The organism is Rodentibacter myodis (genome assembly GCF_001999305.1).
GTDB lineage: Bacteria > Pseudomonadota > Gammaproteobacteria > Enterobacterales > Pasteurellaceae > Rodentibacter > Rodentibacter myodis.
The window spans coordinates 1-16,743 of sequence record NZ_MLHQ01000001.1; the positions used below are offsets into that span (position 1 = coordinate 1).

Annotated in this window: 10 protein-coding genes and 2 pseudogenes; 4 read left to right on the forward strand and 8 right to left on the reverse strand. The window is 38.8% G+C overall.

Features of this window, described 5'->3' with window-relative positions; genetic code table 11:
- The 7 genes and pseudogenes from BKL49_RS00005 to metH all read right to left on the reverse strand — a co-directional run.
- Positions 1–185, reverse strand: a pseudogene (locus BKL49_RS00005) (restriction endonuclease subunit S); the annotation flags it as partial.
- 61 nt (positions 186–246) lie between these two features.
- Positions 247–492, reverse strand: a pseudogene (locus BKL49_RS00010) (virulence RhuM family protein); the annotation flags it as partial.
- Positions 493–499: 7 nt separating this feature from the next.
- Complete coding sequence (locus BKL49_RS00015) at positions 500–1,969, reverse strand: class I SAM-dependent DNA methyltransferase (protein WP_077422603.1); 1,470 nt, start codon at positions 1,967–1,969, stop codon at positions 500–502.
- A 22-nt stretch (positions 1,970–1,991) separates the two neighbouring features.
- Complete coding sequence (hsdR, locus tag BKL49_RS00020; RefSeq protein WP_077422604.1) at positions 1,992–4,334, reverse strand: EcoAI/FtnUII family type I restriction enzme subunit R; 2,343 nt, start codon at positions 4,332–4,334, stop codon at positions 1,992–1,994.
- A gap of 639 nt (positions 4,335–4,973) precedes the next feature.
- Positions 4,974–6,773: a UvrD-helicase domain-containing protein gene (locus BKL49_RS00025; RefSeq protein WP_077422605.1), complete on the reverse strand. Its 1,800-nt coding sequence runs from the start codon at positions 6,771–6,773 to the stop codon at positions 4,974–4,976.
- Between the two features lie 13 nt (positions 6,774–6,786).
- Complete coding sequence (locus tag BKL49_RS00030) at positions 6,787–8,901, reverse strand: ATP-dependent nuclease (RefSeq protein ID WP_077422606.1); 2,115 nt, start codon at positions 8,899–8,901, stop codon at positions 6,787–6,789.
- A gap of 61 nt (positions 8,902–8,962) precedes the next feature.
- Positions 8,963–12,640 (reverse strand): methionine synthase, encoded by a 3,678-nt coding sequence (gene metH, locus BKL49_RS00035; protein WP_077422607.1) that lies wholly within the window; start codon positions 12,638–12,640, stop codon positions 8,963–8,965.
- A gap of 303 nt (positions 12,641–12,943) precedes the next feature.
- Here metH and BKL49_RS00040 point away from each other — a divergent pair, with 303 nt between their 5' ends.
- From BKL49_RS00040 to BKL49_RS00055, 4 genes are all read left to right on the forward strand, one after another.
- Positions 12,944–13,213 (forward strand): PTS sugar transporter subunit IIB, encoded by a 270-nt coding sequence (locus tag BKL49_RS00040; RefSeq protein WP_077422608.1) that lies wholly within the window; start codon positions 12,944–12,946, stop codon positions 13,211–13,213.
- 30 nt (positions 13,214–13,243) lie between these two features.
- A complete protein-coding gene (locus tag BKL49_RS00045; RefSeq protein WP_077422609.1) occupies positions 13,244–14,596 on the forward strand; it encodes a PTS ascorbate transporter subunit IIC in 1,353 nt (450 codons plus the stop codon).
- A 237-nt stretch (positions 14,597–14,833) separates the two neighbouring features.
- On the forward strand, positions 14,834–15,877 hold the full coding sequence (locus tag BKL49_RS00050; RefSeq protein ID WP_077422610.1) for a YeeE/YedE family protein: 1,044 nt from the start codon (positions 14,834–14,836) through the stop codon (positions 15,875–15,877).
- 10 nt (positions 15,878–15,887) lie between these two features.
- A complete protein-coding gene (locus BKL49_RS00055; protein ID WP_077422611.1) occupies positions 15,888–16,109 on the forward strand; it encodes a sulfurtransferase TusA family protein in 222 nt (73 codons plus the stop codon).
- A gap of 68 nt (positions 16,110–16,177) precedes the next feature.
- Here the strand turns inward: BKL49_RS00055 and nanQ are convergent, their stop codons facing one another.
- Positions 16,178–16,648: an N-acetylneuraminate anomerase gene (nanQ, locus tag BKL49_RS00060; protein ID WP_077422612.1), complete on the reverse strand. Its 471-nt coding sequence runs from the start codon at positions 16,646–16,648 to the stop codon at positions 16,178–16,180.
- Between the last annotated feature and the right edge of the window lie 95 nt (positions 16,649–16,743).

The window sequence follows — 16,743 nt, forward strand, 5'->3', positions numbered from 1 at the left end:
GTAAAAGGAAGTTTATCGGCAGATTTTTTGCTTTTTTTAATTTTGCCTTCTGCCATTAATTTTGCTTTTTCTTGTTGGATTTTTTCTAAAAGTACTGATGCTGGCTCATCGTTTGGATCTTGCGGTACAAGTTTTCCTTGAATCGCCAGTTGTAAAATGGCGTTTTTTAATTGTTGTGCTTTCATTTTTTATTTTTAACCTGTTTTCCCAATGTTTCAATAATAGCTAAATCGTCTAAAATCCTTTTAAAGGATAATGTTTTACTTGATAATTTTTGCCATCGGTGGCAATTATAAAGAAATCCGTTATAACTGAAATTTCATCTAACTCTTTGTCTTCTATGATATTTTTGATATGAATGCCTATATTTTGAGCAGAGGTGTCAAAAAGTTCTGCCAGTTGATTTTGTGTTAGCCAAACTTCATTGCCTTGCACAAAAAGTGAGACTTTGCTTTTGCCATCTTCGGTGTTGTAAATAATCAGATCGGACATTTTTCACCTATATTTTGATACCTAAAATCGCTGTAATCTCCCCTAAAATTTGGTCAATATTGGCATTTAAAGCGGTGCGTTTTTGCTGATAATTTGCAATGAGTTCATCAGGGGGAAGAATCACTTCTTCCTCGTGTGGAAAACCGCATAAATCAATATTAAATTGGCGGTCGGCGATTTCTTGGTAACGGTATTTTTTCGCTTTGTCAAAGCCTTCAATTTCAATCGCTTGGCGGTTGTGCCACCATTCTATCGCTTCATTGAAGTGTTCCAATTTCATTGGTTTGGTTTTGGAGAAGTTTTTGTAGCCTTCTGGCATATCAAGACGATAAAACCACGTTTCTGTTGTGGGTTGGGTGTTGTCAAAAAAGAGAATATTGGTGGTGATTGAGGTGTAAGGGGCAAAAACGCTATGGGGTAGGCGGATAACGGTGTGCAAATTCATTTCGGTCATCAATTTTTGTTTGATGGCGATTTTGGCGTTGTCTGTGCCAAATAAGAAACCGTCTGGCAGGACAATCGCCACACGCCCGTTTTTCTTCAAGCGGTACATAATCACCGACATAAACAAATCCGCCGTTTCGCTGCTGCGTAGTGCGGAGGGGAAATTCATTTTGATTTGCTCAATTTCGCTGCCACCGTAAGGTGGGTTCATTAAAATTACATCAAATTTTTCCTCTTCGGTGTAATCTTTCACATTTTTTTCAAGGGCATTGTCGTGATGAACATTGGGGTTATCAATATCGTGTAGCAACAGATTGGTTACGCAAAGTAAATGCGGCAACGCTTTTTTCTCAATGCCATAAACCGCATTGTTAAATAAAGTGCGGTCGGAAACGGATTGAATTTGTTTTTCCAATATTTTGAGGGCGGAAGTTAAAAATCCGCCTGTGCCACAGGCAAAATCGGCGATTTTCTCACCGAGTTTTGGCGCAATCATTTGTACCATAAAGTCGGTAACGGCACGCGGTGTATAAAACTCCCCTGCATTGCCCGCACTTTGTAGGCTTTTAAGAATGTTTTCGTAAATATCGCCGAATGCGTGGCGTTCTTGATATTGTTCAAAGTTAATTTCATCAATAATATTAATGACTTGACGCAACAATACGCCATTTTTCATATAGTTATTATTGTCTTCAAATGCCGCACGGATGATTTTTTGGTTCATCGGCGTGTGCGCGGAAATGGGTAGGTTTTTTAAGGCAGGAAATAAGTCATTATTGACGAAATTCAATAATTCATCGCCTGTCATTGCTTTGCCATCTTTGTTATCAGCCGCCCAATTTGACCAACGTAAAGCATCTGGCAAAATAGATTGGTAATTGTCGTTAATCAGTTCCCATTCTTGCTCTTTGGCATCATAAATTTTGAGAAATAAAATCCAGACGATTTGCTCAATACGTTGTGCATCGCCGTTTATCCCTGCATCATTTCTCATCACATCTTGCAGGCGTTTCACGAGGTTGTTTAGGCTCATTGTTGTTTTTCCTAGTTATTATTTAATCACTGTAAAGTATGCTTTCTAACCCTTTCACCGCTTTTTGATAGAGTGCTTTGCCACCAAAACTTTTTACGATGGAAATTAAGCCGCCGAAAGGTTCAAATTGGCTATTTTTTAATAGTTCAGGTTTGCTCAGATCTTTTATACCTGATTTGGTATATTCATCTAAAATTAAGCCTAAAACCTGTTGATTTTCCGGTGCATATTGCTCTACATAACCACTTTCTTTCACTTTGGCAACCCGTTCGCTTTTAGTCATTACTGGCTTATCAAAAGCTACATTGCGAAGAATATCAAGATCATCTACATTGATACCCCATTTATGTTTTTTACGAAGTAAGTTAAGCCATTTATCATTGGTGTAAAATTTTGAGAAAATTTCACCACGTGAAAGCCAACTATCTCTTAAATATTCATAAGAAGTAAAATCTTGACGAATATGGCGTTTGGAGTAAACATCAATCTCTTCGGAAACTAATTCTCCTTGCTCATTGAGGTATTGTACTTTTTCATCAATGATGCGTAATCGTAATTTACCGGCTTCAATTACTATCGTTGGTTTATAAGAGGGTTCGGGTTCTTTGACAACATTGTCATTAGCTTTATCAGAATCTTTTCCTTTGGAAGTCTCTTCGTCGGGATCAAAAATCACTATCGGATCACCGTCAAAATCAGGATCGGCGAATAAATCTGTTACCCCACGAAAATCCATAATCGTAAAAAATTCTTTACCTGCATCGGGACGCAGTCGGGTGCCTCGTCCGATAATCTGCTTAAATTCAGTCATTGATTGGATATTGGCATCCAACACCACCAATTTGCAGGTTTTACTGTCCACGCCTGTGGTCATTAACTTAGAAGTTACGGCGATGACAGGATAGCTATTCCCTTCATTGTTCACATCACAAAATTCTTCTAAATCGGTATTTTTGCCCGTTTGATCCCCTGTAATTTGGCGGATATATTTAGGATTTTTTGCCAGCATATCTGCATTGAGGTCAGACAAGGCGGCAACCATTCGCTGTGCGTGATTGATGTTTGCACAGAACACAATGGTTTTATGCAATCGGTCGGTTTTCTTTAAAAATTCGCTGATGCGTTCAGCCACAAGGCGAGTGCGGTCATCTAAAACAATGTTGTAATCAAAATCTTTAACGGTATAAAGTCGGTCTTCCACCAATTCTCCATTTTTATCTTTTAGCCCTTTGGTAGGTCGCCAGCCTTTTAAATCGCAATCCAAATCCACACGCATTACACGGTAAGGGGCAAGAAATCCGTCATCAATGCCTTGTTTTAAGCTGTAAGTATAAATGGGATCACCAAAATAACTGATGTTACTCGCTTCCGCCGTTTCTTTTGGGGTTGCCGTCATACCAATATGGGTGGCAGAGCTGAAATAATCCAAAATGGCTCGCCAGTTTGAATTTTCTTTCGCACTACCACGATGGCATTCATCAATAATAATCAAGTCAAAAAAAGAAGGTTGGAATTGTTTAAACAGTTGATTGTCTGTTTCGCCGTCAAGCTGTTGATAAAGAGCAAGATAAACTTCATAAGCACTATCCAGTTTTTTATTGCTGACCTTTACCATTCTGTCTTTAAAGGGCTTGAAATCTTGCGTCATCGGTTGATCGACCAACACATTTCGGTCGGCGAGAAACAACACTTTGCGTTTAGCCCCACTGGTGCGTAAACGATGAATAATCTGAAAGGCGGTATAGGTTTTGCCTGTTCCCGTTGCCATCACCAATAAAATCCGATTTTGCCCTTTTGCCACCGCTTCCACCGTGCGATTAATGGCAATTTCCTGATAATAGCGAGGTTCTTTAAATTGGCTGGCGGCACTGGTGTAATAAGGTTGTTGAATAATTTTTAACTCATCAGCCGTATATTGTAGTTTCCAACGTTGTTCTAACTCTTGTGGCGTAGGAAATTGTGTCATTGGCAGAGTGCGTTGTTTACCGGTAATAAAATCGTGTTCAACAAATTCATCACCGTTAGAACTATAAGCAAAAGGAATGTCCAGCAACAATGCGTAGTCCATCGCTTGTTGCAAACCATCTCGGGCGGTGTGTTTATTATCTTTCGCCTCAACAACGGCGATTTTATGGTTAGCCGATTGGTAAAGTAAATAATCCGCCCGCTTCCCTTCTTTGCGGCTGGCTTTTTTCGTTTTCGGATCAATTAACATCCGCCCATCAGTAAACTGCTTATCTGCCTTAAAAGAAAATTCTTCCCGAATTTGCCGATCGTCCCACCCTGCATTGCGAATTGCAGGCGTAATAAATTTAGAACGAATATCCGTTTCTGACATCGCACGTTTTTCTGCTGGACTAAACATAAACTTCCTTCTGATAAGCCTTTTTTATGGGAAGATTATAGCAAAAAGTGCGGTTGAAAATTAGTGATATTTAGACAGAGTTTTCTGCTGAGTATTTCTTCCAATGCATTTCGGGTAGAGAAACTCTTTATCTACCGTTTCTGCGATGAGATTATTTTGTTGCATCAGGCAGTATTATTGCCTACGGCAAAACACAAGCGGTGCTGAATCAAGAAAATATTGCAGGGGGTTAAGACAAAAGTAGAGATTGATTTGGAAAGTCAAGAGATTTTTGCTGTAAAAAAATTGAAAAGCAGTTTCTAATTACACAAAAAATTAATAGTATAAAAAAGTGCATTATGGTGTAGTGAGTAAGTTTGAGGGATTCGTAAAGTAGTATGTTTAAGAGATAATGATAAAATCATTATCTCTTTATTTTTATATATACGAATTTATGTTTTTAATATATAACAGGATTTATTTAGGTTATCAGTATCTTCTTCGTAGACCCCTCACTATATCTGGCATGTCATATGCTAGCTTTGCGGTAAACATCTTTAATCTTCATACCTATTTCGGCTTCTTTCAGTACCGTCATGAACTGAGATTTTGCCATAGTTTTCTCCAAATCTTATATCCTGAGAAAGCTACAGCATATTTTTATTCAATGATTTCAATTTCATTTTCTGTAAACCATTCTAAATTTATAGCTTTTTGTTTTAGGTCTTCTGGATTACTCGTATATACCACTACAGCTAGGGATTTTTGGGCTCTACTGCAAATAACATAAAATAACCTTGCAGTTCTGGTTAAAACGTTATCTTTACCACTTGTAATATTTTTTTTATCTGTATCGCTAAGTAATTCTACCCCAATTAACTTATTATATTTAAATAAAAATCCATTAGAATCACTATCGTCTAATATAGCCATCACTCTAGGAAACTCTAAGCCTTTCACTCCTTGATGAGTATCAAACCCCAATTCTCCTTTTGCGTATAAACTATATTTTTTCAATTGAGATAAAGTAGATTTTAGTGCTTGATTCCACAAAAAATCTTTATCATCTTTTTCATATTCTTGTTTATCAAAATTGAGTCCATTTTTAATATCGTCCGGTATTTCTAATATTTCTTTATCATAGACATATGATAGTATGTCATTTAATGTACTATCATCTTTTACTAAAGGATAAAAATTTTTTATATCATCTTTAAGAGAGACAAAATTATTTTCAATTTTATCCTCTACCATTCTTGGAGAGTATTTTTCTAAAATCCTCATTAAATTAAATTGCTTGTTTTCTTGAATACTATCAATTAAAGGTAAAAATTGCTGTAAAAGGAATTGTATATGAGATCCTGTATTTTGAAGTAAATTATCTTTTATGATGTTATTTTTTGACAAAGGTAAGAAAAAATCTTCAAATCCACCTCGTTTAGCTGCCATTGAATGTTCTAAAACTAATGTTTTTACTTTCTCTATATTAATCCAATCGGAATCAGAAGAAATGGAAGACATTCTTTCTCTAATAAATTGCTCTTTTTCTAATTTTTTCTCACTACATTCCTTAAGGATAAATAACCTTAATAGCCCTTCTTCCGTTTGTTTTGCCGTTTGGGGTATAAAGGTATTATTAATATGACCAATCTTATTAATTAGATCTACTATTCTAGTTGGACATCGATAGTTGTATTCTTTACTAGGTTTTTTCCAATCCTCAGGTAAATTTTTAACTAATTCAGGATAACCACTTGAATAAATTTGTTGTGTTAGATCTCCAAATAATCCTAAACAAAATTCTTCTGAATGAGCTTTTTGTGTTTCAATTAAAGCGATTAATAATTCTTTTTGTGTATCTTGGCATTCATCAATAAAAAGAATAGGATGCTGGCTAATTAAAATATTTTTCATTAGTGGGTATTCTCTTAAAAATTTCGCAAATATTGAGATGACTTCGGAATGATTAAGGGTACCTTTACCAACAAGAATTTCTATTGGGCTATAAATAAATCTATCTATATATTGTAGATTATTTAATCTATCTTGTTTTTTTCTTAAATCTTTTTTATAGTTTTCTTGTGAATTTTCAGATTTTGCTTTTGATATTTTTACCGTTAAATCAATAATGTCGCCATTAATTTTTTCTTCTAAATAGTCTTTTATATTTTTTGTAAATGGCTTTATGAAATCCCAAGCAAAACTATGAATAGTTGATACACTAAATGTAGAATCATATCGAAGTCGATGTTTAATTTCATCACAAGCTGCATTTGTAAAAGTAATGACTTTTACTTGTTTACTTTGTTTAATTAGGTTAGTTTTATACTCATTTTTTATTTTTTCTAATACACTGACAAGAGTTCTTGTTTTTCCTGAACCAGCTCCAGCAAATAAAAGAAAACTTTTAGGCGGGTCTTGGGTTACATAGGAAAAAATTTCATTATCGGTATTACTCATATTTTAATCTCCTTTATTCTAATTCTTTTGTAAGCCAGTCAAGACCTATTTGAATATAATTTGGTATTTTAAATTTTTCTTCCTTTATATCTGGGTCAAATAAATATAAAATATCTAAAGCCATTTGTGCTTTTCCGCCATTATTCAATGCTTTAAAAACCTTTTCATACATCTTATCTATATTTTCTTTATCTTGAATGGCCTCATGCATTTTCTTTAGCATTCCGGTTGTTTTTTTCATCTTTTCAGAATTTTTAAATAATTCAAAATTAGTAAAGAATATAGAATCTTCAAATGTATATGGAATAACCTTTATAGGATTTCCCTTCCAATCTATTTCTATCTCTTTTTGATAAGAAATAAAAGAATTTTTTATTTTTTTATTCTCATCTGCTAGATCTAAAACATATTCTAAACTTTGGCTTTCTAGATTTAGCCATTTATTTAAATTATCACAATTAGATTTTTGAGAACAACCTCTCTTAGGGGGTGTTTTTTTACCTTCCTCATCCACAGAATCTAGATCAGCAAGCACTAAACTAGGAACGTCTAATGCTTCAATAAGAGGCTTAAATCTATGTGCGTGAGCACCATTTATTTCAAGAATAGAAATATAGCTAGAGTTTAATTTAGGAAAATTATTTTGAATAAAATAAGGCAATAGCATTCTTTCAGCTGAACCTTCAACTAATATTATTGCATTTGCAAAAAATAAATCACAGTGAACAGTTCTTAGGTATCTTGAAACAAATTTTTTATTTTCAAGAGATTTATTATTAAAAACATTAGATAAATCAATAGCCTCAGAATAAAAACTATCATTATCTTTCATTCTTTTAAAATAGTGTAAGTTGTCAAATCCTACTTCATGAATAATGTAGCTAGAATGTGTGCTTATTATTAACTGTGTTGTAAGAGGTGGCTGTAGATCTTTAGTTAATACCTCGTAAGCCTTTTTAACAAACACTTGTTGCACTTGAGAATGTAGATGAGCTTCAGGTTCTTCAATTAAAACTAAATGAATAGGTTCAATAGGTGTTTCATCTTTTGATTTAAGATTTCCTATCCTTTGCCATTCAGATCTGAAAGCTAATAATTTGAAGAAAATATAAATTAAGTTTCGATAGCCCAAACCATTTAATGCTTCAGGTAAAGATAACTTATCCGAACTACCAAATTTTACTTTAGTATTTTGCTCAAGGATTTTCGAGCTATCTATAAAACTTTCTAATCTAATTTCAGGATCGTAATTTGCACTAGGATAACCTAGTGATTTCAGGAATTCTAAATGCTCTTTAAAACTATCATTTAGTTGGGATGTTAATGTGCTTTGCAATTCATTAATGTTTTTTAAAGCAGTAATATCTCCTTCGGATAGGGATTCTTTAGGGTCTAAATGTTTTTTATAGAAAAGACTTAACTCATTAGACAAATTATTGCTTTTTGAATCAACGTCTGTAAAATCAGCAAATTTTCTTTGTGCAGGTATTAAACTTAATTTAAAAACTCCCTCAAAAGGAAAATTATCTAATGGATATAAATTATCATAACTTGATGAATTAGCTAAATAATATTGAATACTAAAATAAGATGTTAGCCTTTCAGTTAAAAAGCTCTGCATTGAACTAGGTAATGGAAGCTCATCTATATTATTATCTTCTTTTAAATCTTCTATTTTTTTTACATATTTCACAAAATCTGATTTTAATTGTTCAATATCTTTCGGCTCATAAATAAGATAAACATTTAAGTCTGACTCTTCATCCCAAGATAGTTCGGGTATTAGATGTTTAATTTTGGGTAAATCACTATTTGTAATATTAGAGAGAGTTATATATAAGCTAGGGCAATAATTTCTCCATTCTTCTAGAGTATTTCCTTTATGATCACTTATGTCATCTTTTAACCAAGATTCTCCTATACGATCTAATTCATCCCAATAATCTACAGAAAAATCTGTAATTCTGAATTTTTTATGATTATTGCTAAGGAAAAACATTAATGCATGCATTGCTGATGTTTTTCCACTATTATTGGCTCCCACAAATAAAGTTTTTTGATCAGAAAGATTTATAGAGCACGATTTCAGTTTTCTAAAATTTTGAATTCTTATATTACTAATTTTCATATTTCACCTCATGTTACTAACTTTAATTTTCTATAAATAGAATATCGTGTTTCCTACTTCATCACTCCCCCAACCACTTCCTAACCTCTTCTTCCCCCCACCCTTTCCTTTTCGCATAATCTTCTGCTTGGTCTTGGTCAATTCTGCCTAAGGTGAAGTAGTTAGAAGCTGGGTGTGAGAAATACCAACCGCAGACACTGGCCGCTGGCCACATTGCGTAGCTTTCGGTGAGTTTCATTCCGATTCGTTGTTCCACTTCCAGTAAGTCCCAAATCAGTTGTTTTTCGGTGTGTTCGGGGCAGCTTGGGTAGCCGGGGGCTGGGCGGATGCCGATGTAATCTTCTCGGATCAATCGGTCGTTTTCTAAGGTTTCGTTGCTATATCCCCAAATTTTGGTGCGAAGTTCAAAGTGGAGGTATTCCGCCATCGCTTCGGCGAGACGGTCGCCGATGGCTTGCAGCAGAATGGCGTTGTAGTCGTCTCCTTGGGCTTTGTAGCCGTCCACGAGATCGTGTTCTTCAATGCCGGCACAGACGGCGAACATTCCCAACCAATCTTGCTGTCCGCTGGCTTTGTCGGCGATAAAATCGCTCAAGCAGAAGTTATAGGGGCTTTTGCTGTTTTTGCCACGTTCGCTTTGCTGGCGTAAATGGTAGGACGTGCCAGCGATCAAAGTGCGGTCATTATCGTGGAAGATTTTGATGTCGTCCCCTTCTCGTTGTGCCGGGAAAATGCCGAGAATGCCGCTTGGGTTGAGTTTGCCGTTTTGTTCAAAATCGTCCAGCATTTTTTGGGCATCATTCCACACTTTGCGTGCTTCTTCGCCGCCTTCTGGGTAATCAAAGGCATCAGGATAGCCGCCCATTAAGCCCCAAACACGGAAGAACGGCGACCAGTCAATAAATTGGCGTAGGGTGGCAATCGGCACATTTTTAAATTCGGTAATGCCGGCTTGTTTCGGCTGTGGCACTTGATAATCCGCCCATTCGCCGCTGAAGCCGTCAAAACGATTGGCGCGGGCTTGTTCAAGGCTAAGTTGTTTGCGTAACGGCTTGCGATTGGCAAAACTGCGTTGAATTTGTTCGTACTCTTTTTGGGTTCTTTCCCAGAGTTCTGCTTTGGTTTCAGGATTCATCAAGGCGGCACAAACGGTTACGGCCCGAGAAGCATTGGTGGTATAAATCACTTCATAATCATATTTCGGGTAAAGTTTAATTGCGGTATGTTCTTTGGAAGTTGTCGCACCGCCAATTAGCACAGGAATATTCAACTTCAAGCGGTTCATTTCGCCGAGAAAATATTCCATTTCGTCTAATGAAGGGGTAATCAAACCGCTTAAGCCGATAATATCTGCTTTTTCGTCAATCGCCGTTTGAATAATTTTCTCCGCGGGCACCATTACGCCGAGATCGATCACCTCAAAATTATTACATTGCAACACCACGCTGACGATATTTTTGCCAATATCGTGTACATCGCCTTTCACGGTAGCGATCACCACTTTACCGTTTGATGAGCCTTTTTGTTTGGTGGCGTTGATGAAGGGTTCTAAATACGCCACCGATTGTTTCATTACCCTTGCCGATTTCACCACTTGCGGCAGAAACATTTTGCCATCGCCGAATAAATCGCCGACCACGTCCATTCCCGCCATTAGCGGCCCTTCGATCACCTCAAGTGGTGAGCTGAATTGTTGGCGTGCCTCTTCGGTGTCTTCCACAATATGGGTGGTAATGCCTTTCACAAGGGCGTGTTTTAACCGCTCTTCCACCGACCAAGTTCGCCATTCGGCGACAGAATCCACCGCACTTTCGTTGTCTTGGTTGCGATATTTTTCTGCAATATCCAACAAGCGTTCGGTGGCATCGGCACGGCGGTTGAGTACGGCATCTTCCACTGTTTCCCGCAGTTCAGGATCAAGATCGTCATAAATCGCTAACTGCCCTGCATTGACGATCCCCATATCCATTCCCTGTTTAATCGCGTGGTAAAGGAAAACGGCGTGGATTGCCTCTCGCATTGGATTATTGCCACGGAATGAGAACGACACATTTGACACACCGCCTGAAATTTTGGCAAAAGGCAAGCTCTGCTTAATCCGCCCTGTGGCGTTGATAAAATCCACACCGTAATTGTTATGCTCTTCAATCCCGGTGCCGATGGCGAAAATATTGGGGTCAAAAATAATATCTTCAGGTGGAAAGCCGACCTGATCCACCAAAATGCGGTAGGCACGGGTACAAATTTCCACTTTGCGATCTTCAGTGTCCGCCTGCCCCACTTCATCAAACGCCATCACGACCACCGCCGCCCCATAACGGCGAACCAGTTTCGCTTGCTGAATAAATTTTTCCTCGCCCTCTTTTAAGGAAATGGAATTAACAATGCCCTTACCTTGAATAGATTGCAGCCCGGCTTCAATCACTTCCCATTTTGACGAGTCAATCATCACGGGGACTTTGGCAGCATCAGGCTCGGTTGCCATAATATTAAGGAAACGGGTCATACATTTTTGTGAATCCAGCAAGGCTTCGTCCATATTCACATCAATCACTTGCGCACCGTTTTCCACCTGATCAATGGCAATTTCCATTGCTTCGGCGTATTTTTCTTCTTTAATCAACCGCTTGAATTTTACCGAACCTGTTACATTATTGCGTTCGCCCACGTTCACAAACAGGCTGTGGTCATCGATATTGAGTGGCTCAAGCCCTGATAGCCGCATTGCGGTTTTAATTTCAGGTAAAGGGCGTGGGGCAATGCCTGCCACGGCTTCGGCAAAGGCTTTGATATGGTCTGGCGTGGTGCCGCAACAGCCACCGATAATATTAACAAAACCGCTTTCTGCCCATTCTTTCAAATGTGCCGCCATTTCCACCGCACCTAAGTCGTAACCGCCAAAGGCATTCGGCAAGCCGGCATTGGGGTGAACGGAAACATAGCTTTCGCAAATTTTGGACATCACTTCCACATAAGGGCGTAGTTCTTTCGGCCCTAAGGCACAGTTCAAGCCAAAACTGAGCGGTTTAGCGTGGCGGAGGGAATTGTAGAACGCCTCGGTGGTTTGCCCTGACAGGGTACGCCCTGAAGCGTCTGTAATTGTGCCGGAAATCATAATCGGCAATTTCACGCCTAATTCTTCAAACACGCTTTCAATGGCAAATATGGCAGCTTTGGCGTTGAGGGTATCAAAAATGGTTTCAATCATAATCAGATCCGCACCGCCTTCAATCAAGCCTTTGGTGGCTTCTGCATAGGCTTCCACCAATTCCATAAAGGTAACGTTACGAAAGCCGGGATCGTTCACATCAGGGGAAATCGAGGCGGTGCGGTTAGTCGGGCCTAAAATCCCTGCCACAAAACGTGGTTTTTCCGGCGTGGAATATTTATCCGCTGTAAGGCGTGCCAGCTTCGCCCCTGCAAAATTCAGCTCATAAGCGACTGCTTGTAAATCGTAATCTGCCTGTGCGATGGTGGTGGAACTAAAGGTATTTGTTTCAATAATATCCGCCCCTGCCTCAAGGTATTTTTCGTGAATGGCGGAAATTAACAACGGCTGAGTAAGGGTGAGCAAATCATTATTGCCCCGCAAATCCACCGCACTTTGCTTAAAACGCTCGCCACGGAAATCCGCTTCGGTGAGTTTATATTGCTGAATCATCGTCCCCATAGCACCATCGAGAATTAAAATGCGTTCGTTAAGGGCTTTTTGGAGTTGGTTTAAGGTGTTTGTTTGCATAATTTACGTTTCTGAAAAGGAATAATTGTCGGTGATAATAGGCAGATGAAAGAGGCGTGTCAAATAAAGAAAGTGCGGTCAAAAATCTTTACAATTTTTAACCGCACTTTAATGATAAAAACCAATCTTCATCCGCTTTATCACGCCTTTACGAAAAAATGTTAAGTGGATCACATCTTGGCGTATTGCACATTGATAAGCGCCCCATTCAGTCATAGACTTAATAGCGATTATTAGAGCCTCTGAAACAGAAACTCGTTTCAGAAGTAATTTGATTCTTTCGTATCTTAACAGGAGAAAAATATGAAAATTATGGCAGTTTGCGGACACGGCATTGGCAGCAGCTTTATGATGGAAATGAACATTAAAAAAGCATTGAAAAAATTGGATGTTGAGGCAGAAGTAAATCATACGGATTTGGCTTCGGTAACCATCGATGATGCGGATATTTTTGTTATGGCTCGCGATATTGCTCAAAGTAGTTCAATTCCGGCTGAACGCGTGATTGTGGTAAAAAACATTGTTAGCGTGGCTGAATTTGAGGAGAAACTTGGGGCGTATTTTAATCGCTAATCTTGTTCTGTTATTAAGAAGGAGCGTAATATGGATTCTATTCTTTTCTTTATTCTCGATATTCTCAAAGTACCCTCAATTTTAGTGGGATTAATTGCCCTTATCGGCTTGCTTATGCAGAAAAAATCCTTTCCCGATGTTATCAAAGGCACGGTTAAAACCATTTTGGGATTTATAGTATTAGGTGGTGGGGCTGGCGTTTTAGTCGGCTCACTTTCCCCATTAGGCGGAATGTTTGAATATGCTTTTAATGTCCAAGGCATCATTCCAAATAACGAAGCCATTGTCTCTATGGCGATTGAAAAATATGGCACGGCAACCGCGCTGATTATGGCATTTGGAATGGTGGCTAATATTATTGTAGCGCGTTTCACCCGCCTGAAATTTATTTTCTTAACCGGTCATCACACATTTTATATGGCGTGTATGATTGCGGTTATTCTTACGGTGGCAGGCTTAGAGGGCGTGGAATTAATTTTTACCGGCGCACTCACACTTGGCTTGATTATGGCGTTCTTCCCCGCGATTGCCCATTTTTATATGAAGAAAATCACGGAAAGCGATGATGTCGGTTTTGGTCATTTTGGCACATTGGGATATGTGCTTTCGGGGGCAATTGGTCAGGCAGTGGGGAAAGGTTCTCAATCTACCGAAGAAATGGATTTGCCGAAAAATCTCAGTTTTTTACGGGATAGTTCGATTTCCATTTCTCTCACAATGATGGTGATTTATTTTATCCTCGCCATTGCTTCCGGCAGTGATTATGTCAGCACGCATTATAGTCACGAACAACATTACCTTGTTTACGCTGCTATTCAGGCGATAACTTTTGCGGCAGGTGTGTTTATCATTTTGCAAGGTGTACGATTAATTTTGGCAGAAATCGTACCGGCGTTTACCGGTATTTCTGAAAAATTGGTACCGAATGCCAAACCGGCGTTAGATTGTCCGATTGTGTTTCCTTATGCACCGAATGCCGTATTGATCGGTTTCCTTTCAAGTTTTGTTGGCGGCATTGTAGGGCTTGCCTTGTTAAATCAATTAAATTGGGTCTTGATTCTACCGGGTGTTGTTCCTCACTTTTTCTGTGGAGCAACCGCAGGGGTATTTGGAAATGCAACGGGCGGGCGGCGTGGTGCGGTTTTAGGTGCATTCGCCCACGGTTTGTTGATTACCTTTTTACCGGTATTCTTACTTCCTGTATTGGGATCATTAGGTTTTGCGAATACGACTTTCTCAGACGCAGACTTTGGTGGTGTAGGAATCTTATTGGGGTATATGGCACAATATTTCTCTAAAGAAATGATCACCGTTTCTATGATCGGTATTTTTACGGTGCTTGTTGTTTATAACTATGTTGCGAAAAAACAAGATCAGAAATAAATTCAACCTTTAGCGTCAAAACGGCAGACTTCATTTCTTCATATTGGGTCTGCCAAATTTCTGTACCTTGTTTTCAACCCTTTCAATCAAAAGCAAAGTGCGGTCAAAATCTTTGTCATTTTTGACCGCACTTTTTTATTCCAAAATCACATATCAATGAACCAAAAATTATTGGCACGTTATAACCGGATGAATTAAAACTATCTCTATCGTTTTTGATGAAATCGAGGAGGTTCAATGATTTTAACGGGATTACTTTGCGGCATTTTGCTTGGGTTTGTTATGCAGCGTGGACGTTTTTGTATCACGGGGGCATTTCGTGATTTGTATGTAACTAAAAACAACAAAATGTTTGTCGCTTTGCTTATTGCAATTAGTGTGCAATCTATCGGCTTTTTTATTCTAAAAGAAATCGGTTGGTTGAATATTGAACCCGCCAAAAATTTTGAATATCTGGCGGTGATTATCGGTTCATTCCTGTTTGGTGTGGGGATTATTTACGCCGGCGGTTGTGCCACAGGGACGTGGTATCGTGCGGCGGAGGGCTTAATTGGCAGTTGGGTGGCGTTATTTATGTATATGCTATTTAGCGCAATGATGCGTACCGGGCCGCTTGGTGAAGTCAATCGTGCAGTGCGAAATGTCAAAATAGAAGAACGCAATATTTATGATACTTTGGGAATTTCAGCTTGGTGGTTGGTGGCGTTATTGGCGGCGGTTACCGGTTACTATGTTTATCAACATCTCGCCAAGCCTAAAGTAAAAATGGCAACACTCAAACCGAAAAAAACGGGAATTGCACATATTCTGTTTGAAAAACGCTGGCACCCTTTTGTTTCTGCCGTGTTAATTGGATTCATTGCCTTCGCTGCTTGGCCGTTGAGCGTGGCAACCGGGCGAATTGGCGGTTTGGGGATTACCACGCCATCGGCAAATATTATGCAGTATCTAGTTACGGCTGAGACAAAATTCATTAACTGGGGCGTATTTTTAGTGTTAGGGATTTTCATCGGCTCATTTATTGCCGCCAAGGGAAGTAACGAATTCCGCCTACGCCTGCCCGATATTCAAACAATGGTTCGCAGTGCATTTGGCGGTACACTGATGGGAGTTGGGGCGAGCTTCGCCGGCGGTTGTTCTATCGGCAACGGACTTGTCGCCACTGCTTACTTTTCGTGGCAAGGTTGGGTATCCCTTCCTTTAATGGTGCTTGGTACTTGGGTCGCCGCCTACTTCGCCATTATCCGTCCACAACGATTAAAATCCGCAACATCTAATTAAGGAGAGAAAAATGATTGTTAAATTACCCACACTCGGTTTAGTTTGCCCTTTTCCACTGGTTGAAGCCAAAGAAGCCATGGCAAAACTCAATAAAGGTGACGGTTTAGAAATTGAATTTGATTGCACTCAAGCCACCGAAGCCATTCCGGCTTGGGCGGCGGAAGAAGGGTATGAAGTCACCAATTTTGAACAAATTGGCGAGGCAAAATGGACGATCACGGTGGTGAAATAAAGCGATAAGTTAAAGTGCGGTCGGAAAACACAAAGATTTTTGACCGCACTTTTTGAAAAACCATAAATTTAAATTAACGCAACCGGCATTTTCACCACTAATTTCTTAATTTTTTCCGATTTACCGTTGACGACACAGCAAGGTTTATGAGGTTCGTAAGGGTAGAATACAGCAAACATTTTTGGGGTGAGGGTGAGGGTAAATTTATTTTCGATCTCTTGTGGGGTGAGCTGATAATCATCGGCTTCGTTATATTCTTCGTAATGAACCAAATTCGGATAGGTTGCCCCCACTTCAATATTTTCAGTGCCGCGAATTAATACCTGAATATCCAAATAATCGTGGTGTAATTCCGCTTTTTTACTGCTCGGTTCGGCGGTTTCCGGTTCCATTACGTTCATATAAATTTGATCGTTGATGTCGTGGCGACCATTTTCAAGTTCGCTTAAATTCAGTGTATTGAGGTAATCACAAACTTCCGCGATTACTTTTGGTAAACCCACTTTAAAATTTGGGTTGGTTAAGCTACTAATAATCATATTTTTTCCTTATGAGAATCGGTGAATAAAATCGGTTCATCATAGCAAGTTGACAGAATGAAATAAAGTTACCAATCCCATTAAAACATCTGTAT

What these genes read in the sequence shown, in the direction of transcription:
- BKL49_RS00015 (WP_077422603.1), bottom strand. Translation starts at nt 1,969, where the DNA reads ATGAGCCTAAACAACCTCGTGAAACGCCTGCAAGATGTGATGAGAAAT.
- hsdR (WP_077422604.1), bottom strand. Translation starts at nt 4,334, where the DNA reads ATGTTTAGTCCAGCAGAAAAACGTGCGATGTCAGAAACGGATATTCGT.
- BKL49_RS00025 (WP_077422605.1), bottom strand. Translation starts at nt 6,773, where the DNA reads ATGAGTAATACCGATAATGAAATTTTTTCCTATGTAACCCAAGACCCG.
- BKL49_RS00030 (WP_077422606.1), bottom strand. Translation starts at nt 8,901, where the DNA reads ATGAAAATTAGTAATATAAGAATTCAAAATTTTAGAAAACTGAAATCG.
- metH (WP_077422607.1), bottom strand. Translation starts at nt 12,640, where the DNA reads ATGCAAACAAACACCTTAAACCAACTCCAAAAAGCCCTTAACGAACGC.
- BKL49_RS00040 (WP_077422608.1), top strand. Translation starts at nt 12,944, where the DNA reads ATGAAAATTATGGCAGTTTGCGGACACGGCATTGGCAGCAGCTTTATG.
- BKL49_RS00045 (WP_077422609.1), top strand. Translation starts at nt 13,244, where the DNA reads ATGGATTCTATTCTTTTCTTTATTCTCGATATTCTCAAAGTACCCTCA.
- BKL49_RS00050 (WP_077422610.1), top strand. Translation starts at nt 14,834, where the DNA reads ATGATTTTAACGGGATTACTTTGCGGCATTTTGCTTGGGTTTGTTATG.
- BKL49_RS00055 (WP_077422611.1), top strand. Translation starts at nt 15,888, where the DNA reads ATGATTGTTAAATTACCCACACTCGGTTTAGTTTGCCCTTTTCCACTG.
- nanQ (WP_077422612.1), bottom strand. Translation starts at nt 16,648, where the DNA reads ATGATTATTAGTAGCTTAACCAACCCAAATTTTAAAGTGGGTTTACCA.